The following is a 22,159-nucleotide window of genomic DNA, read 5'->3' on the forward strand; positions in this document are numbered from 1 at the left end:
CCCGTCAGGACTGCCAGTGTGGTCCAGTAAAGTGCAGCGCGTGTGTTGGCTGCTGTGATATCAAAGCCAAGAATTCGCTTGAAGTCAGTAAAACCGTTGTTGCCGCCGAAGCCCGTGTCATTTCGGAAGAAAAGCAGCATCGCAGCAAAAGTCATTGCCTGCGTAATGATCGAGAAATACACGCCTTTGATTCGCGAGCGAAAAGCGAAATAGCCAAAGATGAATGCCAGCACGCCAGGCACCAGGATCACCAGCAACATTGCATAGGCGAAATGATCTGTAAAAGCCCAATACCAGGGGTATTCTTTCCAGTCAAGAAACACCATAAAGTCAGGAAGGCTGCTTTGGTACACACCATCGCGGCCAATGGAGCGCATCAGGTACATGCCGTGGGCATAACCGCCCAGCGCGAAGAAAACCCCGTGGCCCAGCGACAGAATGCCGGCATAACCCCAGACCAGATCCAGGGCCAGCGCCGCCATGGCATAACACATGAATTTTCCCATCAAGCCGACCGCATAGGACGAAACATGCAAGGGGTGGTCAGCAGAAAAGATCAAGTTAAGTAAAGGCAATAAGGCCAGCACAATGACGACTGCCAGCAGGCTCGTCCAGGCGGCTGGAGAGAACAGGCGTTGCCGCATCAGTAATGCACCCGGTATGGCGGTATGAGCGATGGTCATTCGACACTCCTGCCGCGGGGCGCGAAAAGGCCTTGTGGCCGTTTTTGAACAACTAGCACGATAAGCACCAGGATGGTAATTTTCGCCATGACGGCCCCGGTCCAGGGTTCGAGGAATTTATTGACGCTGCCCAGACCCAGGGCTGCGATGACGGTGCCTGCAAGCTGACCCACACCGCCTAGTACGACAACCATGAATGAATCTACGATGTAGCCTCTTCCTAAGTCTGGTCCGACATTGCCAAGCTGCGACAAGGCAACTCCGCCGAGACCTGCGATGCCCGACCCCAGGCCAAAGGCCAGCATGTCGATACGGCCTGTTGGCACCCCAACGCAGTCGGCCATGCGGCGGTTTTGTGTGATGGCCCTGACGAACAGCCCGAGCCGTGTGTGGTTCAGTAAAAGCCAGACGAAGAAAACCACCAGCAAAGCGAAAACAATAATGGCAAGCCGGTTGTAGCTGAGCACCAGTCCGCCCATCAGCGTCATGCCACCCGTCATCCAGGACGGATTGCTGACTTCGACGTTCTGTGCGCCGAACAGCGAGCGCACGGCCTGCATCAGGATCAGGCTGATTCCCCAGGTCGCAAGCAAGGTTTCGAGGGGGCGGCCATATAGCCATCTGATGACGGTGCGTTCCAGCGCCATTCCCACCGCAGCCGTAACCAGGAAGGCCATGGGTAAGGCGGCAATAACATACCAATCAATCCAGGCGGGCGCATACTGCCGGAAAAAGAGCTGGATCAAATAGGTAACGTAGGCACCTATCATCAGTAGTTCGCCGTGAGCCATATTGATGACGCCCATCAGGCCAAACGTAATGGCCAGGCCCAGGGCCGCCAGTAACAGTACGCTGCCCAGGCTCACGCCATAGAACAGGTTGCCGGCCCATTCTATTTTCTTCAAATGACGATCGATGCGCGCCAACGCTATCGTGGCGGCTTCCCGTACGGCTACGTCTTCTTCGGCGTAGGCGCCGTTCCCGTCTTTGGAAAGCATGCCCGATAATATCGACCGGAAGGCTCCGCTATTGGTATTGCCTAGCGTTTCGACGGCATGTATGCGTGCGGTGGGGTCAACGCTTTTCAGCTCCAGGCTTGCCTGTGCTATTTCCAGCGAGTTGCGGACCTCGGGATCCGTTTCTTGGCTTAATGCCTTGGTGATGTGGGCCAGGGTCGAGACTTCGCCGCTCTGTTGCAGGCGTTTGGCTGCCGCCAGGCGCACTTTGCTGTCTTCAGAAAATAATTGGGAAACGGCTAGCGCGCCGGTAATGCCCTTACGTATTCGGTTGTTGATAATGATGGTATCTGCGTCGGCGGGGAGGGATGTGGCCTCGCCCGAGGCGGCATCTATTGCCGTGTTGTCCGCCGCTACGACAATAATCTTGCCTTGCTGTGTGGCGTACAAGTGTTGGTTGTTCAGCGCGTCCAGTATCTGGGCGGCTCTCCGATCAGGTATCTGGCCAAGCTGCATGACGGTTTGCAGCTTGGCATTGGTGTCACCGTCCGCCAAAGGCGCCAGTAGCGCCGCGTCGATTGTGGTAGCGCCGGCCGCCAGGGCGAAAGGCGCTGTCGATAGCATTACCAGCGTTAGTGCTATCTGACGCAGAAGGGTTAGAAACGTGGTGGGGCCCATGGCGAACTCATTCAATTAAAGATTTTGCTTGTTTTCGTTGCCCGCGATATAGGGGCTCCAAGGCTGGGCGCGTATTGGCCCTTTGGTTTTCCAGACAATATTGAATTGACCATCACTATTGATCTCGCCAATGAAGACAGGCTTGTGCAAATGATGATTAGTCTTGTCCATCTGGACGGTGAACCCATCAGGGGCGGTAAAGGATTGCCCGCCCATAGCGGCGATCACCTTGTCTACGTCGGTCGTTTTGGCCTGTTCGACCGCTTGTTTCCACATATGAATACCGATGTAGGTTGCTTCCATTGGGTCGTTGGTAACCACGGTAGAAGCATTCGGCAGATTCTTGGCTTTGGCGTAGGCCTTCCACTTATCGATAAATGCCGTGTTAACGGGATTCTTGACCGACTGGAAGTAGTTCCATGCGGCCAGGTGTCCCACTAAGGGCTTGGCATCGACCCCGCGAAGTTCTTCTTCGCCGACTGAAAAGGCAACTACGGGAACATCGGTCGCTTTCAGGCCGGCGTTACCCAGTTCTTTATAAAAGGGTACGTTCGAATCGCCATTGATAGTCGAGATCACGGCTGTTTTTCCACCCGTGGAAAACTTCTTGATATTGGCGACGATGGTTTGATAGTCGGAGTGTCCGAAAGGTGTGTAGACCTCTTCAATATCGCTGTCTTTAACACCTTTCGAATGCAGGAAGGCGCGCAGTATCTTGTTTGTAGTGCGTGGATAGACGTAATCGGTACCTAGCAACACAAAGCGTTTCGCGCCGCCGCCGTCTTCGCTCATTAAATATTCGACAGCTGGAATGGCTTGCTGATTAGGTGCGGCGCCGGTGTAAAAGACATTCTTTTCCAGCTCTTCGCCTTCATACTGCACAGGGTAAAACAGAAGGCCGTTCAGCTCCTTGAAAACCGGCAGCACTGATTTTCTCGATACCGAAGTCCATGCACCGAACACCACGGATACTTTGTCCTGAGCCAATAACTGGCGGGCTTTCTCCGCAAACAGAGGCCAGTTTGACGCGGGGTCAACCACTACTGCTTCCAGTTGCTTGCCGAGGACGCCGCCATTGGCATTGATTTCATCAATGGTCATTAAGGCGATATCTTTCAACGATGTTTCCGAAATCGCCATCGTGCCCGAGAGCGAGTGGAGGATTCCGACTTTGATCGTGTCAGCAGCCAATACCTGGGGCATCCAGCCTGATAGCGCTAATAAGCTCATAGCGGTCAGCTGTTTAAGAATCAGTCTACGTTTCATGGTGACTCCAAAGAGAAAGAAAAATCGGTCATCGAGCACCGATTCAGACAAATCCCTTTGGCTTACGCAAGTCTTATGCCAGTTTTTTTGCAGGGTTTGAGGCGAGTACAGTCTCTTGTATGGCCGAAAATGATTCCGATTGGGCAGGGGCCCGGTTCACATTGGTGCGCAAGCGGCAATTGGGCGTCGTGATTGCTCCACAACGGTGCAGAGCTAGCCATAGCCGCTAAAAACATGGGCCGTACAGGCTAGTAATTGCTGTCGGGACGCCGGGCTTTTGGGCCCGGCGTGTGAAGTGTCATAAGAGGCTCTAAAATAGGGGAACAGTAACGATCCTCTACGGTGACAGATTTTGACCTCTACTTCCGATCCAGTGAATGCTTTTGTCCGCCCCGACTCCTACTTGACCCTGCACTATCGTATTGAATTGGTGACAGGGCCTGCGGCAGGTTCGGTGTTTGCCAATACTTTCGATGGCCGTCCGGCCACCTTGCAAATGGGCATGGGGCAATGGGCTCCAGGCATGGAAGCCGCCTTGCTGGGGCGTGCAGAAGGCGAACGCTTTTCCTTCGACCTTCCTGCCGCGCAGGCCTATGGCGAGCGCAACCCTGATCTTTTGCAGCGGGTTACCCGCGCCATGATGGTTGAACATGCCGATCCTGAATCCCAGTTCGAACCTGGCGATATGGTCGAATTTTCGGCGCCTAACGGCGGCCGGTATTCGGGTGTGCTGAAAGAACTCGACGAAAACACGGCTTTGTTCGATTTCAACCACCCTATGGCGGGTTCCGACCTGCACATTGAAGTGTCTTTATTGGGAGTCTTGTAATGACACAAAATAGCCTTGCCAACCCTAATCTTGAAGTCGTCCTGGCGCAGCCGAGGGGATTTTGCGCAGGGGTTGACCGCGCTATAGATATCGTCGAGCGGGCGCTGGAACTGCATGGCGCGCCGATTTATGTGCGTCATGAAATCGTTCATAACCGCTACGTGGTTCAGGATCTGAAGCAAAAGGGTGCGATTTTTATTGACGAATTGCACGAAGCTCCGGCCGGGGCCATTGTGGTGTTTTCGGCCCATGGCGTGGCGCAGGCTGTGCGTGTTGAAGCCGAGAAAATGGGTTTGAAGGTGTTCGATGCGACTTGTCCTTTGGTAACCAAGGTGCATATCGAAGTGGCCAAGATGCGGGCGGCCGGACGCGAAATCATCATGATTGGTCATAAAGGCCATCCTGAAGTCGAAGGCACCCTGGGCCAGGCGGATGGGGGCATGTACCTGGTAGAAACGACTGCCGACGTCGAAGCCTTGCAGGTTCGCGACCCCGCCAACCTTGCTTTTGTGACGCAAACCACGCTGTCGGTCGATGATGCCGGGGCCGTGGCGCAGGCGCTGCGTACCCGTTTTCCATTAATCGTCGAACCCAAGAAAAGCGATATTTGTTACGCCACGCAGAATCGCCAGGATGCAGTCAAGATCATGGCGCCAGACTGTGATCTGGTGCTGGTTGTGGGCAGCCCGAACAGCTCCAATTCCAATCGCTTGCGGGAAGTGGCCGAACGTAAGGGCGCAGCCGCCTATCTTATTGATGGCCCCGAAATGATAGATCCGGCCTGGCTCGCACAGGCCAGCAGGGTAGGCGTGACGGCAGGTGCGTCGGCGCCTGAAGTCTTGGTTAACCAGGTTATTGTCCGTCTTAAAGAGCTTGGCGCGGTTTCTGTACGCACATTGGCAGGTACGCCGGAGAACGTGTCTTTCCCCTTGCCGAAAGAACTTTCCCGAAAGATAAAGGAGTCGTAATGAAGCTTTACAGCTACTTTCGCAGTTCTGCGGCGTATCGAGTCAGGATTGCGTTGAATCTAAAGGGGATTGCTTACGAAACCGTACCGGTGCACCTGATGAAGGACGGCGGTCAGCAATTTTCGGAAAGTTATCGTCAATTGAACCCTACGGCATTGGTGCCTACGCTGGTGGATGGCGACGTGACTATTGGGCAGTCAATGGCCATTCTGGAATACCTTGAGGAAACCCATCCTCAACCCGCATTGTTGCCTGCTGACGCCAAGGGGCGAGCCAGGGTGAGGGCTATTGCGCAGCTTATTGCCTGCGATATTCACCCTTTGGATAATCTTCGAGTGCTCAAGTACCTGAAGCACGAAATGAAGGTCAGTGAAGAAGCCAAGAACACCTGGTACAAGCATTGGGTGGAAGTTGGATTAACGGCTGTTGAAACCATGCTGGCAAGTCATCCGGACACCGGCCGTTATTGCCACGGCGACCAGCCTACCTTTGCCGATTTGTGCCTGGTGCCGCAGGTTGCCAACGCACGCCGATTCGACTGCAATCTTGATGCCATGCCCAACATAGTGCGTATTGATGCCGCTTGCACCGAACTGGCCGCGTTTCAGCAAGCGGCGCCAGCCAATCAACCAGATAGCGAAGGCTGAAGCTTCAGCCACTTCCTGATGTAGTCGAACCGGTCGAATCCCCAAAATGGCTCGTTATCGATAATTATGAATGGTGCGCCGAATACCCCTCGGGCTATGGCATTTTCGACCTCGGTTTTTAATAGTGCTTTTGTTTCTTCTTGTGCGATGCCGGCTGCCAGACCGCCGGCATCGATGCCCATTTCACCGGCAATGGCCAGCACTACGTTTACGTCGCTGATGTTGCGCTGTTCAGAAAAATAAGCGCTAAACAGGCGTTGCGCCAGTTTCGTAGCTTTATCGCTGTCGTGTTGTTGCAGGAAAAGCACTGACCTTGCGGCGGTGACCGTTCCTATGGGAAATGGGTCGGGTTGCCGATAAGGAATATTAAAAAGCTTGGCGGTGCGCTCAAAGTCATGGCGCGCATAGTCGCCCTTCAGGGGGATTTCGGTCAACGGGGCTGAGCCAGAGGCTTTGAACATGGGGCCCAGCAAAATCGGCCGCCAGCGCACTGTGCGCCCAAATTCGGCAGCCAGGCTTTCTATTTGCGTGCTGGCAAAATACCCATAGGGCGATGAAAAATCAAAATAGAAATCAATAGGATCAGCCATGGATGTGTATTGTCTCGCTAAAGAGTAATTGGAATTCTATAAGCATGGTATGCACGTTTTCGTATTGACGCAATGTCGGTATTGGTTCGCCTTCTACCCTCGAACGGCAGGGCTATTCATGGTTAAATGTCTTTCTATAATTTATGCAAAATCGAACCGTGCAGTACGGCCGAGTTGTTTCTATCAGACAGGAAAACGATGAAAAAAAGTACAGGCGTAGTAGGTGTAATAGTTGTGCTGGGCGCTGCCTATCTGGGAACGACCTGGTATGTGGGAAAAGAAGCTCAGAAGACTGTCGAACGGGTCGTGGCGCAAGCCAACGAGCGTTTCGCCAAAGCATTGGGGACAGACCTTGGCGGCAGCAGCCTAACGCTGAAGATCGACGATTATCAGCGTCGTTTTTTCTCATCGGATGTGACTTATACGTTAAGCCTGAAAGACGAAGACGACAAACCTATTGAACTCATTTTGCGCGATCACCTGCAGCATGGTCCATTTCCTGTAGACGCTCTGCGTGTTGGCGATTTTATGCCCATGCTGGCGTATAGCCAGTCGGAACTGGTGGCATCACCCTCCACGCAAAAATGGTTTGATAGCCAAAACGGCAAGTCGCCGGTGCATATCGATACCCGTATCGGTTTTGCTGGTACGGGCAAGTCGGTCTGGACATTTTCTCCCACTGAACTGGTCGAAGGCGAAGACAAGGTCAGCTTTAGCGGCGGCACCATCGACGTCAGTTTCAGCAACGATTTCAACGACAGCACATCAACAGGCCGTTTCGATTCTTTCGCGCTGCTCAATGAACAAACTGGCAAGGGTGTGAAAATCAACAACTTTGCCGGCAATAGCGTGGCCAGCTCCAGCGGTCAGAGCGACGTCAAGACGAAAGGCGGCGCCACGATAGACTCGATGGTAATTGGCGATGCTGGCGATAGCGCCGTCACCATCGAGAAACTGTCCGTTAACCTTGATAGCCAGCAGAAAGACAAATTGCTGGATGGCTCGGTGCGTTATGACTTCGGTCGCTTGGTGGTGGGCGATAAAGATGTGGGCAGCCTTTCCGTAGGCGGTAGTGCACAGAAACTGGATGTGGATGCGCTTACTGCTCTGGCTGCTGAGTACGATGCGATTCAGGCCGAGCAAAATGTTTCTGATGACCAAGAACTGGTGCTGACCGATGCTCAAGAGGCTGTCTTGCGTCAGAAACTGATGGACGTGCTGGCATCGAACCCTGCTGTGGCTATCGACCATTTGGTCTGGAAAAATGCCAAAGGCGAAAGCCGTGCAGCGTTGGCGCTGAATCTGGCCAAGCCAAGCAATCCGCAAGAGCAGCAGGTTGATGTCTTGCTCGCCGAGGTGCTTAAGCGTGTCAAGCTTGACCTGACGCTATCCAAGCCTATGTTTGTTCTGGCTGCTGTGCAGGCCCTGGGTGGTGAAGCGGAAATGATGGCCGCCATGATTTATGACCAATATATGGGGCGTTTAGATCAGACGGGTCTGGTCAAGGTCGAGGGTGATACGGCCACCACCGCTATTTTGTATGAAAACAATCAGGTTGACCTGAATGGTCAGAAGATGTCGGTCGCTGAATTCATGCAACGTGCGATGAGCATGATGATGTAAGTGCCACAGACTTGCAATCTGGCAGCAGATCTGCTGCCAGGCAGGAAGCCCGTTTGAATCCCCGTCGCTGGCAGGGAATCAAACGGGCTTTTTCATACCTGTTCGGGAATCAGTCGCGGACTGTGTGCCAGACTTCTTTGAAATCTTCTCCGGCACGGTCGCCAGGCTTTTTGTCGGATTTGAACAAGTACAAAGGCTTACCATCGTGCGCCCATTGTCGAGTCCCGTCTTCGCGGGTGATGATGGTGAATTTATCGCTGGGGGTCGCATCCTGGGCTGCACTCAGTGGAGGCCAGTTGTCGGCGCAGGGGCCATTGCATGTACTTTTTCCGCTATTTGCCATGTCCTTGTCAAAAGTATAAAGCGTCATCCCCTCCTGATTTACCAGAATGTCGCCGCTTTTCTTGATGGGGGCATCCGCCGCCAGGACCGATGTGCTGGCCGCCAAAGCTAGTGTCAAAATCGTCAACAGTTTTTTCATAGCAGTCTCCAAGGTTGAGTACAGCAATTTGCTAGCCTACTCCAAAAACAGGGAAATCCCTAGCCCTTAGCTTGTAAAGAACTGGGCGGCGAGGCCGTTAATTTCCTATACAGAAGAATGGGCTACTAAAAGCTTCATCGTCATGGAGACAGAAGTGACAACTATGAAAAGAAAATGCCCTAAAACGGGCGGGGCGTGGTGGACCAAGCGTTCCCTGGCGGTAAAGCTGTTTGTTGCGACGTCGGTGGTAACAGTGGCTGTAATGGTTGCGATCACTGCAATTATGGCGTGGCAAAGCCGAAATGCCGCAATCGATACCGTCCAGCGTGAAATGATTGCAGCGCTGGCGAGCATGGATCAGTCACTGCAACTGGTTTTTTCCAGCGCCAGTGAACGTGGCAAAGAGCTGATCCCTCTGATGGAGCGTGAATTGGGCGGAATTCCCGTACTGGATGGCAGTACGACAGATACCGAAGAGGGCGGCGAAGTTCCGCTGCTGGTGGTAGGTGACCGTATCATCAATGGCGATATGGACACCCTGCTGCGTATTAATGAAAATACAGGTGCCGATCCCGCCGTTATTGTTCGCTCGGGTACTAAATGGGTGCGTGTTGCTACGTTGCTGCGCGACGCCAAAGGCAATATCCGCCTGGGAAGTGCGGTAGACCCAACAGACCTGCTGGCCCGCACACTGGATTCTGGTAATTCGTACAGTGGCCTGGTGCAGCGCAATGGGAAATGGTATGCCATGAGCATACAGCCACTGAAAGATGACACAGGCACCGTTTATGGCGGCTTGTCGGTGCGGGTAGACGTGCACGCACAGGTCGACTCTCTCTTGCAATGGATTTCAGAGGCTACTGTTGCAGGTCACGGTACGCTGGGCATATTGCAGCACTCTCCCGATGGTAAGGAATGGGTACGTATTGCAGGTCGTCAGGGTAAAGCGGGTGATCGTCTGGCGGCAGGTCTTCCTGCAGCAGATGTCGCGGCGCTTGATCGCTTGTATCAGCAGCCCCAGGGTTTTTCTGACGTGACGCTGGGCGAGGATGCCACGCGCAAGTTCATGTCCTGGAGCACTGTAAAAAACTGGAACTGGCTCATGTATGGGGTGGGCGATCAAAGCGCCTTTCTACAGAAAAGCCGCGAACACTTATTGATGCAATTGTTATTGATGCTGGTAGGCACTTTGCTGATATCCGTGCTGGTCGGATGGCTGGCTTCCCGCACTTTGCGTCCTGTGCGGCAGGTTATTCTGGGCATGGAAAGATTGGGCCAGGGCGACCTGACCACAGGTCTTCCCGACACTCCTATCAATAGTAAAAACGAAGTCCACGTTTTGCTGGAGAACCTCAAGCGCACACAGCTGGGTCTTGAGAACACCATTGCTACGGTACGCGCAGGCGTTGATGAGATCAATGTAGGCGCCCGTGAAATTGCTTCTGGCAATACCGATCTTTCCAGCAGAACCGAGCAGCAGGCGGCATCTCTGCAGGAAACGGCAGCCAGTATGGACGAGCTTGCCGCCACCGTAAAGCAGAATACCGATCATGCCCGCCAGGCAAATGTACTGGCGGATACTGCGTCGGCGGTAGCTCATCGCGGCGGCGAGGCGGTATCCCATGTTGTGCAAACTATGCAGCGCATTTCCAGTAGTTCTGGAAGAATCGGCGAGATTGTCGGTGTGATCGATAGTATTGCCTTTCAGACCAATATCCTGGCGTTGAATGCGGCTGTTGAGGCGGCGCGTGCCGGTGAACAGGGCCGAGGTTTCGCGGTTGTGGCCTCCGAGGTGCGTTCGCTTGCGCAACGTAGCGCTGAGGCGGCAAAAGAAATCAAGAAGCTCATTCAGGACTCTCTTGCTGAGGTCGACGCCGGCGCAACGCAAGTGGAGGGGGCCGGCAAGACCATGGGCGAACTGCTTGCCTCGGTGCAACGCGTAGCGCAAATCATGAAAGAAATCGCATCGGCGTCCGATGAGCAGTCAACGGGCATCGAGCAGGTCAATCTTGCTGTAACGCAAATGGATGTAGTGACGCAGCAGAATGCCGCGTTGGTAGAAGAAGCGGCCGCTGCCGCAGGCTCATTGCAGGATCAGGCAAAGCGTTTGGCCGAGGCCGTGGAGGTGTTCAAGTTATCCCCGAACGCAAGGCCGGTCATTGAGATGGAAAGCGCATTGCGGCTGGCCTGACTGCGCAGCGGGTCTTGAGGCCGCGCTGGGCATATTGCATTATGCCGGTGTGCCGCCTGCTCCTAAGTCCCAGTACAGGCCGGTCATTATGCCTAGCCCTTCACGCAGGATAGCCGGCGGCAAGTGTTCGTTGGGGGCGTGTTGTGAGCAGCCAGGGTAGGAGTGGGGCACCCATACGGTACGCAGTCCCAGGACATCGGTAAAAATGTCGTTGGGTAGCGAGCCGCCCAAATTCGGCAGTATTGCGGGTTTCTTGCTACTGGTTTTTGCTATCGAATCTGCCGCCCATTGCACCCACGGATCGTCCGGGTCGATACGGGTCGCCTGGAACATGGATTCGCGTGTGGTGATAATTTTCACCATGGGAAAACCGTGCCTGTCCAAGTGGCGGCGCAGCGCCGGGAGGATGTCGTCGGGATCGATACCCACCACGAAGCGCAATTGGCAACGCGCCCAGGCTCGGGGGGGAATGGCGTTGACGGGCATTTCCGGGTTGCCTGTCTTATAAGCCAGTGTTTCGAATGAACACCACCCGAATACACGCTCGGCAGGAGACAAGCCCGCTTCGCCCCACCACGGTTCGATCGTAGGGCCGTCCGCGCCGCCGTCCACTTCGCAATCGGCCAATGCCCGACGTACCGAGGCCGGCAGTTCTTTGGGCACCCATTCATGGATGAGGATCTGGCCGGTGGGCGTGGTGAGGCTGGCAATTGCATGGGCAAGTTGAATGCCGGGGTTGGAAATCAGACCTCCCCAATTTCCGGAGTGATGGCCGCCTTGGCGCGCGTCGATGACAAGGTCGAAGTTGACGCTGCCGCGCGACCCCAGAAAAATGGTGGGGCGTTCCGCGCGCAGGCGCGGTCCGTCCGATGCAATAAGCAGATCGGCTTGCAGAAGCTCTTGGTTTTCGGCGCAGAGTTCGCGCAGCCCTGCAGAACCTGTTTCTTCGCCCATCTCGATCAGATATTTGGCATTAAAGCCCAACTGGCCGCGAACTTCCAGTACCGTGCGCAACGCTTCCATATTGACGGTGTGCTGGCCTTTATTGTCGGCAATGCCTCGTCCGAACCAGCAGTCTCCGGATTCCGTGAGCGTCCAAGGCGAGAGTCCGTCTTTCCATTCAGGCTCCAGCCCGCGGATAACGTCGCCATGGCCATATCCAAGCACTGTAGGCAGTGCGGGGTCTTCTATTCGTTGGGCAAACAGGAATGGCGCCGCGGCTTTAGGATGGCGCAGTATCTGACAGGTGAAGCCCATGGACTCGAATGCCGGGCGCATTTCGGTTTCCAGATAGTCGCCCAAGATACCAGCCCGGTCTGGGTTCTGGCTTTCCGTAGGAATGGCGATACGGCGGGCAAGGGTGGCCCGGAACTGGCCAGAATCGAAATGCTTATGCGCGTGTTCGATGGCATGGGTACGAGTCATGATAGGGCATGTCCTTCTTGTGTTTCGCAGGCATATAAATGACAGGCTACTTCTCCCTGGCCCCCTGCGACAAGGGCTGGGCGTTCGCTGGCGCAGTGCGCCAAGCGTTCTTGGCAACGCGGATGGAAGGGGCAACCCGATGGCGGGTTGATCGGATCGGGAAATGACAGGCCAAGACCCATATCGGGAATCCCCAAGCCTGTTTCGGGTGTCAGCACCGACGCCAGCAACGCCTTGGTATAGGGGTGCCGCGGGTTGTGGAAAAGACTGTCGGTTTTTGAGAACTCGACGATACGCCCCAGGTACATCACAGCAACGTGGGAAGCGATATGCTCGACGACTGCCAGGTTATGGCTGATGAACACATAGGTCAGATTGAACTCATCGCGCAAGTCCATCAGCAGGTTCAGGATTTGCGCCTGAACGGAGACATCCAGCGCCGAGGTCGGTTCATCGCAAATGACGATTTCTGGATTCATGACCAAAGCGCGGGCGATTGCCACACGCTGGCGCTGGCCGCCCGATAGTTGTCCCGGCGTGCTGTCTGCATGCCGGGACGGAAGGCCGACCCGCTCCATCATGTCCAGCGCTTTCTTCCGGCGCTCGGTTGCCGTGCCCAGGCCATGAACCTCAAGGGGAAAGGCAACAATCGAGGCAATAGTGCGGCGCGGATTAAGAGAGGAATAGGGATCCTGGAAGACGGGCTGAACATAACGCGCCAAGGCGCGCTTGTCGACGTCCTTGATGTCCTGGCCGTTTATGCTGACCGAGCCTGCAGTGGGCGGCGTCAAACCGAGCAGCATGCGTGCCAGGGTGGATTTGCCGCAGCCGGACTCGCCGACGATGCCTAGCACTTCGCCGCGTTGTACCTTCAGGTCAACGCCGTTCACGGCATGCAAGGTTTGCCGGGGCTTGAACATGCCAGTATTCACCGTAAAGCTGCACTGCAGTCCTTGTGCCTGGATCAAGGGGTTACTCATACCGTGGCCTCATTCTGAGTTCTTATGCAACGCCAGCTGTGGCCGCTGTCCAGGCTGCGGATCGGTACTGCTTGATGGCAGGCCGCCTGGACATACTGGCAGCGGTCCCGGAAAGCACAGCCTTCCAATTGCCCAATCAGCGACGGCACGACGCCCGGAATAGTGCCCAGCCTTCCACCCGGAGGGGTGCGGCCGGGTATCGGTATACAGCTCATCAGGCCTTGGGTATAGGGATGCTGCGGATTTGCGAAGATTTCCTTTACAGGACCCTCCTCAACAATTTCTCCCGCATACATGACGGCTACCCGGTCAGCGATGCGAGCCACGACGCCCAGATCGTGCGTAATCAACACCATGGCAATCCCGAGTTCGGCCTGCAAATCGGCAAGCAATCTGAGGATTTGGGCTTGTATGGTGACATCCAGCGCGGTGCTGGGCTCATCGGCAATGAGCAATTCTGGGCCGCACATGAGTGCCATGGCTATCATGACGCGCTGGCGCAGGCCGCCGGACAATTGATGGGGGTATTGGGCCAGGCGTTGGCTGGCAGAGGCAATCCCCACCTTTTCGAGCAGTTCTATGGCTCTGTTGAGCGCTTGTTGCTTTGAGACCTTTTTGTGGTGTAGATAATGTTCGGTGAGCTGTTCGCCTATGGTGTAGGCAGGATTGAGGGCCGTCATGGGCTCTTGGAATATCATCGCCATCTTGTTGCCAAGCAGATTGCTGATGCGTTTCTTGCTGGCCAGGTTCAATTCTTCGCCTAAAACACTCAGGTTGCGGGTCAGGCGCTTGGCGTTTTTCGGCAGCAGCCCCATGATGGAAAGCGAGGTCATGGATTTTCCGCAGCCGGATTCGCCTACCAGGCAAAGGGTTTCGCCTCGTTTTACCTGAAACGAGACGTCGCGTACCGCATGCAGGACGCCGCCAGGGGTTTGTATATCGACATGCAGGCCTTGTACATCCAGGACGATCTCGTTGCTGTCCATGTTCAGGCTCTCTCTTCAGGCGTCAGTAGCTGATGCAAGCCGTCGCCAGCCAGGTTGATGGCGAAAATCAGCAAGGCGAGCGCCACGCCGGGAATGGCAATAAGCCAGAAGGAAAAGAACATGTAGGCCTTGGCTTCGGAAATCATCAGGCCCCAAGAAGGAAGCGGGGGTTGCACGCCCAGTCCCAGAAAAGATAACGAGGCTTCGAGAAGAATGGCGCTGGCGGCCTCCAGCGTTGCAATAACGATGAGATGCGGCAAGACATTGGGCAGTACTTCGGAAATGATAATGCGCAGCGTCGATGCCCCCGCCGACTGGGCCGCGGCTACATATTCCAAAGACCGCACTTGTTGTGTGGCGCTACGCATGACGACAGCGAAGCGATCCCATTTGAGCAGCCCCAGCACCAGGATGACGACCCACAGCGAACCGCCGACAATAGCGACCGTGGCGAGCGCAACAAGAATGACAGGCATGGAAAGACGAGTCGTCACCAGGAAGGATACGACCATGTCGGTTCTGCCGCCGAAGTAGCCTGCGAGCATTCCCATGACGGTGCCAATAAGGCCGGAAATCAACGCCACGCTGGCGCCGATAAGCAGTGAAATGCGTGCACCGTAAAACAGGCGTGAAAGATAATCGCGCCCCATTTGGTCGGTTCCAAGCGGGTGCAGCCAAGTCCCCTTGTCGTACCAGACCGGTGGCACGGTGCGATATGCGAGGTCCTGGGTATAGGGGTCATGGGGCGAAAGCCAGGGGGCGAAGAGGGCGATGATCATAATCGCCAGCAATAAGCCTCCGCCGAAAGTCAGGGCCTTGTTATGCCATATACGTTGCCACATCGTGCGCCGTTTCGGGGCAGTGCCTAACGATGGCGGCACTGGGCTTGCAGAGAGAACAGTTGGTATCGACATGAATCAGGACACTCGTATGCGTGGGTCAAGCCAGGCATTGGCTATATCGGAAGCCAGCGTCAATAACACATAGATCGCAGACAGCAGCAGAACAATGATTTGCATGACGGGATAGTCTTTGTACGTAATGCTTTGATAAGCAAGATATCCCAGGCCATCCAGGGCGAAGATGGTTTCGATCACCACAGAGCCGCCCAGAAGATAGCCCAGCTGTACTGCCGATAGCGCGACGACTGGAACGATGGCATTGCGTAAAGCATGTTTGAAAATGACGCTGCGGGCTGGCAGGCCTTTAGCCTTGGCAGTACGGATATAGTCGGCGCTAAGGACCTCTATCATGCCGGCGCGGATAAGGCGCATAAAGGCGGGAGCGATGTAGTAGCCCAAGGCAATGGCAGGCATGACAAAGTGCTGCCAGGTACCGCTTCCCGATACGGGAAGCATGCGCCACGAAATCGAGAACAGCATGATCAAAAGCAAGGCGAAGAAAAAGTTGGGCAGTGCCTGGCCGAGCACGGCGACCGCCAGGCACAGTCGATCGATCCAGCTGTTTTTATAAAGCGCTGCCAGCACCCCTAAAGGGACGGATACAAACAAAGCCACGGCCAGGGCGCTAATTCCAAGCAGCAGGGTGGTTTTCAGCTTATCGAAAATAAGCGGGCCGACTTCGGTTTTAAAGTACACCGATGTGCCGAAATCGCCTTGCAGGAGCTTCCAGAGCCAATCTGCATACTGGATGACGACGGGACGATCCAGGCCATAGGCCTTGCGTATCGTTTCGATATCTTCCTGGCGCGCTCCTTCGCCTGCAAGGGCTATTGCCGGATCTCCTGAGAGATGCAGCAGCAGGTAGGCGATGATGGAAACCGTCAATGCCACCAATAGCGCCAGTCCTAACCGTTTGAACATGTACCCAAGCATGGTTTGCCCTTGTTGCGTGGTCCCGCAAAGTAAAGAGCGAACCCGGTGCGGTGGGTTCGCTTTGCGGTGGATTTACTTCCAGCTTATTTCCCAGAATCGGACCAGTTCATCGGGATAGGGGGTGAAGTTGATGTCCTTGCTCATGACGTAATTGACAGGCAAGGACCACAGGGGGATGGCGTAAGCCTGTTCTGCAATGATGCCCAGCGCCTCTTTGTAAAACTCGGTACGCGGTTCCAGTTTGATTGTGTGATCGCCTTTGTCGAGCAGGTCGCGCACCTTGGGGTCGCGGGTGATGTCGTCGTTTCCGAAGCCAAAATACACAGGGGTAGAAGCCGAAACGTCATTCACTAGATTCGATGCCCAGGTCTGGTGAGTAAGGGACGCCTTGTTGGCGCGAACCATGTCGCGCATGGCGGCATATTGCAAATAGCTTAGCTTGGCCTTGATACCTACCGCTTGTAGGTAATTGATGATGGCTTCAGTCTGATTGCGCTCGCGATACGCCACGATGTCGATGTCAAAGCCATTTGGGTAGCCTGCCTCGGCCAATAGTTTTTTCGCCAACGCGGGGTCGTAGTTATAGGTCGTTGCGCCCTCATCAGTGCAGGCAACTTGGGAAGGCGTGCAAATGGTGTGCAGGATCTTCGCACCTTCGCCAACTATGTTTTTGATGATGGACTCACGGTCGATAGCGTGAGCGATGGCCTTGCGCACACGTACGTCCTTAAGTTGCGGAGCTGGTGTGCCATCGAGGATGTTCATTTGCATGAATACGATGCGCATGGTGTTGCCGCTGATTACCTGCAGATTGGGCATGGACTTGATTTGCTCGGCCTGGTCTTTGGGCACATGCATGATGAAGTCCTGGCCACCGGAAATCACTTCGGCCATTTGCGTTTGCCGATCAGGGATGAAGCGAATCTCGACCTTCCCGATTTTTGGCTGCTGTTTTGGCGAGTCTTTGAAGTAGTCGGTGTTTCGTTCCAAAGTGATGGATTTTCCGGGTATGTACTCTGCGACTTTGTACGGCCCTGTTCCAATCGGTTTCGCATTCATGCCTTTCGGACCGACTTCTTTGTAGTATTTGGCCGGATGAATCGCCACTGTGGTGGACAGGTATTCTTTAGCGCCAGGAAACGGTTGCTTACTGATAATTCGTATTTTGTACTGGTCCAGCTTCTCTACTTTTTCAATCCAGCTAACGTTTTGCTGGGTTGTGGCTTTATTTGCCGGATCGGCGACGAAATTGAGGGTGTACACCACCGAGTCGGCATCGAAGGGCTCACCGTTGTGAAATTTGATCCCCTGGCGCAACTCGAGCTCCAGGGTGCGATCATCGATCTGTTTCCAGCTTTTGGCCAGTTGACCTTTGTATTCATTGGTCATCGGATCGCGGTAAAGCAAGGTGTCCCAGACATTGGCCGCAATAATGACGCCGATGCGCACATTATTGAAATAAGGGTCGACGCTTTCAGGGGCCTGGTCATAGGCCATGCGCAAGGTGTCGCTTTTTTTATCCGCAAACGCCGGATTTCCGGCACTCAGCAGGCCGGTTGCCAGTATGCATGCCGCGACCCGGATCGCCTTTTTCTGCAGAGACACGCCAGACGCTTTGATTTTGGTTTTCATGTTTGCTCCTCGTTACCTTTTGTTGGTATACAAACTAGCGAATCCCATCAATACGATATTGGGATTTTTCTTGGGTTTTGCGCACTGCCGGTTTTAAAGGCATGGAAATGATAAGTTCTATTTTTTGTCGCGGCAAAAACCGCTTGCGCGGCAGGATGCAGATGCTTATTATGGTGTTCTATTTGTATTTTGTATACCAGATATTTTGCTACATAAACACGTGATTTCCCTAGGTTCCCATGCGAGAACTGGACGATTAACGCTAGAAAGTGAGGTATGAATGCCGAATGAAGCAATGCAACAAGCGATTCAATTTGCGGTCGACCACGAGTCGCCCTGGGATAGGGACATTAATGGGAACTTTGGGGTGCATTTACATGACCCCGAGCCCTGGAATCGCTTGCTTGGGCCTATTCATTCACGCGGCCCGGTTACGGGGACGATACTTCTGGACGGCAAGCCGCTCGCGTCCTGGGGTGAGCCCAAGCGCGCCGACCTGACCTTCAGCGTAGCCAAGACGTACCTTGCCTTGCTTGCAGGTGTTGCCCACGATCGTGGTCTGCTGCCCGACGTTGATGAACCTGTGGGCGCGCGCGTACCGGATATAGGCTTTGACGAGGGAAACAATGCATTGGTGACATGGGCGCATCTTCTGCAGCAAACCAGCGAATGGCAGGGCGAACTGTTTGGCCTTCCTGATCAGGCCGACCACTATCGCGCGGTTACCTTCGGCAAGCCTCCTGCCGGCAAGAAGGGCGACCTGCGGCCACTGCAGCGCCCGGGCACCTACTGGGAATATAACGATGTCCGCATCAACCAGTTTTCTCTGGCCTTGCTGCATTTATTTCAGCGCCCACTGCCCGAGGTATTTCGCGAAGCCATCATGCAGCCTTTGGGTGCTACCGAAAACTGGAACTGGGTGGGGTACGACAATGCCTGGGTAGATATAGCCGGCCGGCGCGTTCAATCGGTTCCGGGCGGTACCCATTGGGGCGGAGGCCTTTCCATCAGTAGTGAAGACCAGGCGCTAGTGGGTCAGATGCTTCTGGATGAAGGCAGCGTCAATGGCAATCGGATATTGTCAGCCGATTGGATACAGCGCATGCGCACGCCCGGCGAGTTGGCGCCTTACTATGGCTATCTGATATGGCTCAACCACCAGCAAAAGGTATTTCCTAGCGTCCCAGCATCAAGCTATTTTGCGGTTGGCGCCGGCAGTTCGTTTACCTGGGTAGAGCCAGAACGGCGCATGGTAGTGGTGGTTCGCTGGCTTAACTCGGCGCATGCTGACGAGCTTTTCGGCAAGATATTGACCGCAGTCGATACGCTGGCCTAATTATTGACGACATCAGCCTAGCTAAAAACAAGCAAGGCCAAGGCTTCATGCAAAGCCTTGGCCCCTTATAAAGCCGTTGTGTTATTTGACCATTTTCTGGACGCGCTGGACCAGTTCCGGATTTTGTTGCAGGGCTTGGTTGATGCCATTGAATTGATCGACGGTCATTCCTTCCTTGTGGACCGCTTCAACCATTTTCTCGTCGGCTTGCTTATAGACTTCCTGTTTAGTCTCTTCTGACTTTGAGGCTTCCAGTTTAGGCGTGTATTCCTGAGAAATCATAGCGATTTTCTGAGACGCGCTGACGAATTTTTCGAGCTGCGCATCGGAATAGTTTTGAGCAGGTGCAGGCGCGGCTGCGGGGGCTTGTTGAGCCATGGCTGAACTACTGAGTATGCCAACAGCAAGCGCGCTAGCCGAAAGGGTGGTGGTGATCCATTTCTGCATGCAATCTCCTAATAATTACCGTGAATAACGCTTCTATCATGACAGTAATCAGCAGGTTTTCAAGGGTTTCCCCGTAGGTATTGTTATCGAAGGGCAACGGGGAGTAACGCTGCTCCGCGATTTATTTGCGGTGAATAGTCAGAATATTGGCGTCTTCGTCCGGCATTTACCCTGTGCCGGGTAATAGCGCGTATGCTAATGGGGCCATTTGGCATGCAATACTGTCGTTCAAGGAGTTTTTCGATGGCAAAAGGTCAATTACGCGGAAACAAAGAGGCGAAAAAGCCTAAGCAGGCCCCTAAGCCTGTTGCTCCGTCATCCCCATTCGGCTCAACGGCAAATAAAGGCGGTGCGCAAACTTCCGATGCAAAGAAAAAATAGGTTGCAGTTAAGCCTGTTTTTGTAGCGTTAGTAAACAGGGCGCTTGCTCGCCCTGTCAACGAATTGTTACTGACTTACCGTGGCGACAGCGCCGTCCCTGAGGGGGAAGCAGATCTTAGAAGTGCTGCTTGATGATCTCGGAGAAAGCGTCTTCCGCCGACAAGCCGTTATGCATCAGGTCGCTGATGGTCGCAGAGTGCTTTTGAATGTCGTCCGGCAGGTTGTCGCGGTTTTCTTTGAAATAGGCATACTTTCTGTGTTCTACGGTGTCAACGGGCTCCGCCGCTGGCGCTTGGGTGCTGCGGCTGCGGGTGGTGCCGCTGCTGCTTGTTGTGCTGGGGCGGCTGACACGTGCTCGAGCGGCAGCTTTTGTTCCGCCGCCAGTCATTGCTGCTTTAACGGCTTCCAGCGTAAAGATGCCCGAAAGCGTGTCGCTGACATTGCCATCGGTATTAAGGCTCATCAGCAAGTTCTTCTTGTCGAACGCCATTTTCTTGCCGGCCTTGTTTATGACTTGGTAGTTCGGACGTTGTGCATTGCCGGGAAGTTCGAACTGCACACTAGTGCCGTATGCTTCCATTTTTTCTATGACGTCTTTCAGGAAATCCGCGCCTAGCGAATCAAGGTTGCCGTTCCAGCGTTTACTTCTTTTCGTGTTCAAGATGGGTTGCTTCCAATACTGTTATCAAAATCCGGGGACGTAGTATTTTACGCTGTCTTAAGGGAAAACCCCGGGGAGTTTTGAATATTGGCGCCAATCTTGCCGCGGATGTGTAAATTAGCTGTTGGTAGCCAACAAACCTTCGTTTTCAATAAAGGCAATAACGGTATCCAGCCCTATGCCATTTTTGATGGTGCCCATGACAAAGGGACGATCGCCGCGCATGCGTTTGGTGTCTTGTTCCATGACTTCCAGCGAGGCGCCTACATAGGGTGCGAGATCAGTCTTATTGATGATAAGTAAGTCGGATTTGGTGATGCCTGGGCCCCCTTTGCGAGGGATTTTTTCGCCTGCAGCGACATCGATAACGTAGAGCGTCAGGTCTGACAATTCGGGGCTAAACGTGGCAGCAAGGTTGTCGCCGCCTGATTCCACGAAAACGATGTCGGCATTGGGAAACTTATTCAGCATCCTGTCTATGGCCTCCAGGTTGATGGAGGCATCCTCGCGGATGGCGGTATGCGGACAGCCGCCGGTTTCGACACCCATGATGCGCTCTGCTGGCAGGGCGCCAGAAATAGTCAACAGGCGCTGATCTTCTTTGGTGTAGATATCGTTGGTGATGGCAATGATGTCATATTTTTCTGACATTTTCTTGCATAGCATTTCCAGCAAAGTAGTTTTGCCGGATCCGACGGGGCCCCCTACGCCGATGCGCAGGACAGGCAGCGATTTGGTACGCAGTCGGGTTGAAACGTTGGGTTGTGTTTGAGTAGTCATAGTGCGACCTTCAGGAGCGGAATAGACGAGAGTATTGGGTTTCGTGCCGGGATGAAAGGATGGCGAACTGGGGGGCCAGCGTGTAGACCCGTGGTGGGCTCTGAGCTGCCCGGTCCAAGGCTTCATCGCACACAGCGGGTATGTACTGGCGCACTTGGTTCAAAATACGCTGGCCGGCCATTTGTCCGAGCGGAATGGTTTTAATGGCCGCCATCACCTGGTTTTCGAGCCAACTGAACAGATAGGCGGCAAGACCGGCTTTTTTTTCGACGCCCAACGCATGCGCCGCGTAGGTATGGGCGCTAGGAAAAGTCACAGTAGCTTGTTCAAGCAGATAGCTGCGCACATCGGCATTGCCCCAATTCAGGTCAGTAGCCAGCTTTACCAAAGACCAGCCCATTTGCTCGGTTTCCTGGCGTATTTCCTGGGTTTCACGTGAGGCGTGGAACCATCTGTTCCAGTGCGTAAGCTGTTTCCAGTCGGTGTTAGCCCAGCCATCGAACAGCAAGGCCCATACCGGCGCCTCGCATTGCGCTATGACCAGTTCCAGTTGTTGCTGAATCCACTGGCCGGCGTTGCCTTCGTTGGTGACAATGCCTTGGTCTACTGCCGCTTCAAAGCCCTGAGAATAGCTATAGCCACCTATAGGTAAGGCAGGGGATGACAGTTGCAGCAGCGCGGTGAGTTGACGGGTTTCCATACGCTGCGCTTACTTGTGTGTGTGCTTGTGGTGGTGCTCGTGGTGATGCGAGCAGTTGCCATGCTCATGATCGTGAGCATGGTC

21 protein-coding genes are annotated in these 22,159 nt (G+C 54.4%); 6 read left to right on the forward strand and 15 right to left on the reverse strand.

Annotated elements, in window-relative coordinates; all coding sequences use genetic code 11:
* From ABWO67_RS11435 to urtA, 3 genes are all read right to left on the reverse strand, one after another.
* On the reverse strand, window positions 1–683 hold a 683-nt coding region (locus ABWO67_RS11435; RefSeq protein ID WP_502930002.1), incomplete at its 3' end, for an ABC transporter permease subunit.
* Complete coding sequence (urtB, locus tag ABWO67_RS11440; protein ID WP_502930003.1) at window positions 680–2,317, reverse strand: urea ABC transporter permease subunit UrtB; 1,638 nt, start codon at window positions 2,315–2,317, stop codon at window positions 680–682. The genes urtB and ABWO67_RS11435, both read right to left, overlap by 4 nt.
* A 15-nt stretch (window positions 2,318–2,332) precedes the next feature.
* Window positions 2,333–3,583 carry an urea ABC transporter substrate-binding protein gene (urtA, locus tag ABWO67_RS11445; protein WP_353151839.1) on the reverse strand — a complete coding sequence of 417 codons (1,251 nt, stop codon included), beginning with the start codon at window positions 3,581–3,583 and terminating at the stop codon, window positions 2,333–2,335.
* 352 nt (window positions 3,584–3,935) lie between these two features.
* Here urtA and ABWO67_RS11450 point away from each other — a divergent pair, with 352 nt between their 5' ends.
* From ABWO67_RS11450 to maiA, 3 genes are read left to right on the forward strand one after another with little or no spacing between them, the layout of a single operon-like run.
* A complete protein-coding gene (locus ABWO67_RS11450; RefSeq protein WP_353151840.1) occupies window positions 3,936–4,412 on the forward strand; it encodes an FKBP-type peptidyl-prolyl cis-trans isomerase in 477 nt (158 codons plus the stop codon).
* Window positions 4,412–5,380, forward strand: a complete 969-nt coding sequence (gene ispH / locus ABWO67_RS11455; protein ID WP_353151841.1) for a 4-hydroxy-3-methylbut-2-enyl diphosphate reductase — start codon at window positions 4,412–4,414, stop codon at window positions 5,378–5,380. The genes ABWO67_RS11450 and ispH overlap by 1 nt, the downstream gene beginning before the upstream one ends.
* A complete protein-coding gene (gene maiA, locus ABWO67_RS11460) occupies window positions 5,380–6,027 on the forward strand; it encodes a maleylacetoacetate isomerase (protein ID WP_353151842.1) in 648 nt (215 codons plus the stop codon). Before ispH ends, maiA begins: the two co-directional genes overlap by 1 nt.
* Here maiA and ABWO67_RS11465 read toward each other — a convergent pair.
* Window positions 6,006–6,617 (reverse strand): 2-hydroxychromene-2-carboxylate isomerase, encoded by a 612-nt coding sequence (locus tag ABWO67_RS11465; protein WP_353151843.1) that lies wholly within the window; start codon window positions 6,615–6,617, stop codon window positions 6,006–6,008. The two genes, maiA and ABWO67_RS11465, sit on opposite strands and share 22 nt — an antisense overlap.
* Before the next feature lie 198 nt (window positions 6,618–6,815).
* Here ABWO67_RS11465 and ABWO67_RS11470 point away from each other — a divergent pair, with 198 nt between their 5' ends.
* On the forward strand, window positions 6,816–8,240 hold the full coding sequence (locus ABWO67_RS11470; protein ID WP_353151844.1) for a YdgA family protein: 1,425 nt from the start codon (window positions 6,816–6,818) through the stop codon (window positions 8,238–8,240).
* Between the two features lie 109 nt (window positions 8,241–8,349).
* Here ABWO67_RS11470 and ABWO67_RS11475 read toward each other — a convergent pair whose 3' ends face one another.
* Window positions 8,350–8,721, reverse strand: a complete 372-nt coding sequence (locus tag ABWO67_RS11475) for a COG4315 family predicted lipoprotein (RefSeq protein ID WP_353151845.1) — start codon at window positions 8,719–8,721, stop codon at window positions 8,350–8,352.
* Between the two features lie 163 nt (window positions 8,722–8,884).
* Between ABWO67_RS11475 and ABWO67_RS11480 the strand changes: the two genes are divergently transcribed.
* A complete protein-coding gene (locus ABWO67_RS11480; protein WP_353151858.1) occupies window positions 8,885–10,912 on the forward strand; it encodes a methyl-accepting chemotaxis protein in 2,028 nt (675 codons plus the stop codon).
* A 39-nt stretch (window positions 10,913–10,951) separates the two neighbouring features.
* Here the strand turns inward: ABWO67_RS11480 and ABWO67_RS11485 are convergent, their stop codons facing one another.
* The 6 genes from ABWO67_RS11485 to ABWO67_RS11510 form a co-directional block, all read right to left on the reverse strand.
* Complete coding sequence (locus ABWO67_RS11485; protein WP_353151846.1) at window positions 10,952–12,337, reverse strand: M20 family metallopeptidase; 1,386 nt, start codon at window positions 12,335–12,337, stop codon at window positions 10,952–10,954.
* The gene (locus ABWO67_RS11490; protein WP_353151847.1) at window positions 12,334–13,317 is read right to left on the reverse strand and encodes an ABC transporter ATP-binding protein; all 984 of its coding nucleotides are present in this window, start codon (window positions 13,315–13,317) and stop codon (window positions 12,334–12,336) included. Before ABWO67_RS11490 ends, ABWO67_RS11485 begins: the two co-directional genes overlap by 4 nt.
* A complete protein-coding gene (locus ABWO67_RS11495) occupies window positions 13,314–14,303 on the reverse strand; it encodes an ABC transporter ATP-binding protein (RefSeq protein ID WP_353151848.1) in 990 nt (329 codons plus the stop codon). Before ABWO67_RS11495 ends, ABWO67_RS11490 begins: the two co-directional genes overlap by 4 nt.
* A gap of 2 nt (window positions 14,304–14,305) precedes the next feature.
* The gene (locus tag ABWO67_RS11500) at window positions 14,306–15,217 is read right to left on the reverse strand and encodes an ABC transporter permease (RefSeq protein WP_353151849.1); all 912 of its coding nucleotides are present in this window, start codon (window positions 15,215–15,217) and stop codon (window positions 14,306–14,308) included.
* Window positions 15,218–15,220: 3 nt separating this feature from the next.
* Window positions 15,221–16,138, reverse strand: a complete 918-nt coding sequence (locus tag ABWO67_RS11505) for an ABC transporter permease (RefSeq protein ID WP_353151850.1) — start codon at window positions 16,136–16,138, stop codon at window positions 15,221–15,223.
* Window positions 16,139–16,210: 72 nt separating this feature from the next.
* Window positions 16,211–17,770, reverse strand: coding sequence for an ABC transporter substrate-binding protein (locus ABWO67_RS11510; protein ID WP_353151851.1), 1,560 nt, complete (start codon window positions 17,768–17,770; stop codon window positions 16,211–16,213).
* 280 nt (window positions 17,771–18,050) lie between these two features.
* Between ABWO67_RS11510 and ABWO67_RS11515 the strand changes: the two genes are divergently transcribed.
* Window positions 18,051–19,106, forward strand: a complete 1,056-nt coding sequence (locus ABWO67_RS11515; RefSeq protein ID WP_353151852.1) for a serine hydrolase domain-containing protein — start codon at window positions 18,051–18,053, stop codon at window positions 19,104–19,106.
* Window positions 19,107–19,187: 81 nt separating this feature from the next.
* Here ABWO67_RS11515 and ABWO67_RS11520 read toward each other — a convergent pair whose 3' ends face one another.
* From ABWO67_RS11520 to ABWO67_RS11535, 4 genes are all read right to left on the reverse strand, one after another.
* Window positions 19,188–19,553, reverse strand: coding sequence for a DUF4168 domain-containing protein (locus ABWO67_RS11520; RefSeq protein ID WP_353151853.1), 366 nt, complete (start codon window positions 19,551–19,553; stop codon window positions 19,188–19,190).
* Between the two features lie 496 nt (window positions 19,554–20,049).
* A complete protein-coding gene (locus ABWO67_RS11525; protein WP_353151854.1) occupies window positions 20,050–20,595 on the reverse strand; it encodes a hypothetical protein in 546 nt (181 codons plus the stop codon).
* A gap of 117 nt (window positions 20,596–20,712) precedes the next feature.
* Window positions 20,713–21,375 (reverse strand): urease accessory protein UreG, encoded by a 663-nt coding sequence (gene ureG, locus ABWO67_RS11530; RefSeq protein ID WP_353151855.1) that lies wholly within the window; start codon window positions 21,373–21,375, stop codon window positions 20,713–20,715.
* Window positions 21,376–21,385: 10 nt separating this feature from the next.
* On the reverse strand, window positions 21,386–22,075 hold the full coding sequence (locus ABWO67_RS11535; protein ID WP_353151856.1) for an urease accessory protein UreF: 690 nt from the start codon (window positions 22,073–22,075) through the stop codon (window positions 21,386–21,388).
* Between the last annotated feature and the right edge of the window lie 84 nt (window positions 22,076–22,159).

It is taken from the genome of Pollutimonas bauzanensis (assembly GCF_040393045.1).
Classification (GTDB): domain Bacteria; phylum Pseudomonadota; class Gammaproteobacteria; order Burkholderiales; family Burkholderiaceae_B; genus Pollutimonas; species Pollutimonas bauzanensis_A.

Coding starts and splice junctions, on each gene's coding strand:
- ABWO67_RS11490 (WP_353151847.1), bottom strand. CDS start 13,317: ATGAGTAACCCCTTGATCCAGGCACAAGGACTGCAGTGCAGCTTTACG.
- ABWO67_RS11475 (WP_353151845.1), bottom strand. CDS start 8,721: ATGAAAAAACTGTTGACGATTTTGACACTAGCTTTGGCGGCCAGCACA.
- ABWO67_RS11520 (WP_353151853.1), bottom strand. CDS start 19,553: ATGCAGAAATGGATCACCACCACCCTTTCGGCTAGCGCGCTTGCTGTT.
- ABWO67_RS11515 (WP_353151852.1), top strand. CDS start 18,051: ATGCCGAATGAAGCAATGCAACAAGCGATTCAATTTGCGGTCGACCAC.
- ABWO67_RS11495 (WP_353151848.1), bottom strand. CDS start 14,303: ATGGACAGCAACGAGATCGTCCTGGATGTACAAGGCCTGCATGTCGAT.
- ABWO67_RS11500 (WP_353151849.1), bottom strand. CDS start 15,217: ATGTCGATACCAACTGTTCTCTCTGCAAGCCCAGTGCCGCCATCGTTA.
- ABWO67_RS11510 (WP_353151851.1), bottom strand. CDS start 17,770: ATGAAAACCAAAATCAAAGCGTCTGGCGTGTCTCTGCAGAAAAAGGCG.
- ABWO67_RS11480 (WP_353151858.1), top strand. CDS start 8,885: ATGAAAAGAAAATGCCCTAAAACGGGCGGGGCGTGGTGGACCAAGCGT.
- ureG (WP_353151855.1), bottom strand. CDS start 21,375: ATGACTACTCAAACACAACCCAACGTTTCAACCCGACTGCGTACCAAA.
- urtA (WP_353151839.1), bottom strand. CDS start 3,583: ATGAAACGTAGACTGATTCTTAAACAGCTGACCGCTATGAGCTTATTA.
- ABWO67_RS11485 (WP_353151846.1), bottom strand. CDS start 12,337: ATGACTCGTACCCATGCCATCGAACACGCGCATAAGCATTTCGATTCT.
- maiA (WP_353151842.1), top strand. CDS start 5,380: ATGAAGCTTTACAGCTACTTTCGCAGTTCTGCGGCGTATCGAGTCAGG.
- urtB (WP_502930003.1), bottom strand. CDS start 2,317: ATGGGCCCCACCACGTTTCTAACCCTTCTGCGTCAGATAGCACTAACG.
- ABWO67_RS11535 (WP_353151856.1), bottom strand. CDS start 22,075: ATGGAAACCCGTCAACTCACCGCGCTGCTGCAACTGTCATCCCCTGCC.
- ABWO67_RS11505 (WP_353151850.1), bottom strand. CDS start 16,138: ATGCTTGGGTACATGTTCAAACGGTTAGGACTGGCGCTATTGGTGGCA.
- ABWO67_RS11465 (WP_353151843.1), bottom strand. CDS start 6,617: ATGGCTGATCCTATTGATTTCTATTTTGATTTTTCATCGCCCTATGGG.
- ABWO67_RS11470 (WP_353151844.1), top strand. CDS start 6,816: ATGAAAAAAAGTACAGGCGTAGTAGGTGTAATAGTTGTGCTGGGCGCT.
- ispH (WP_353151841.1), top strand. CDS start 4,412: ATGACACAAAATAGCCTTGCCAACCCTAATCTTGAAGTCGTCCTGGCG.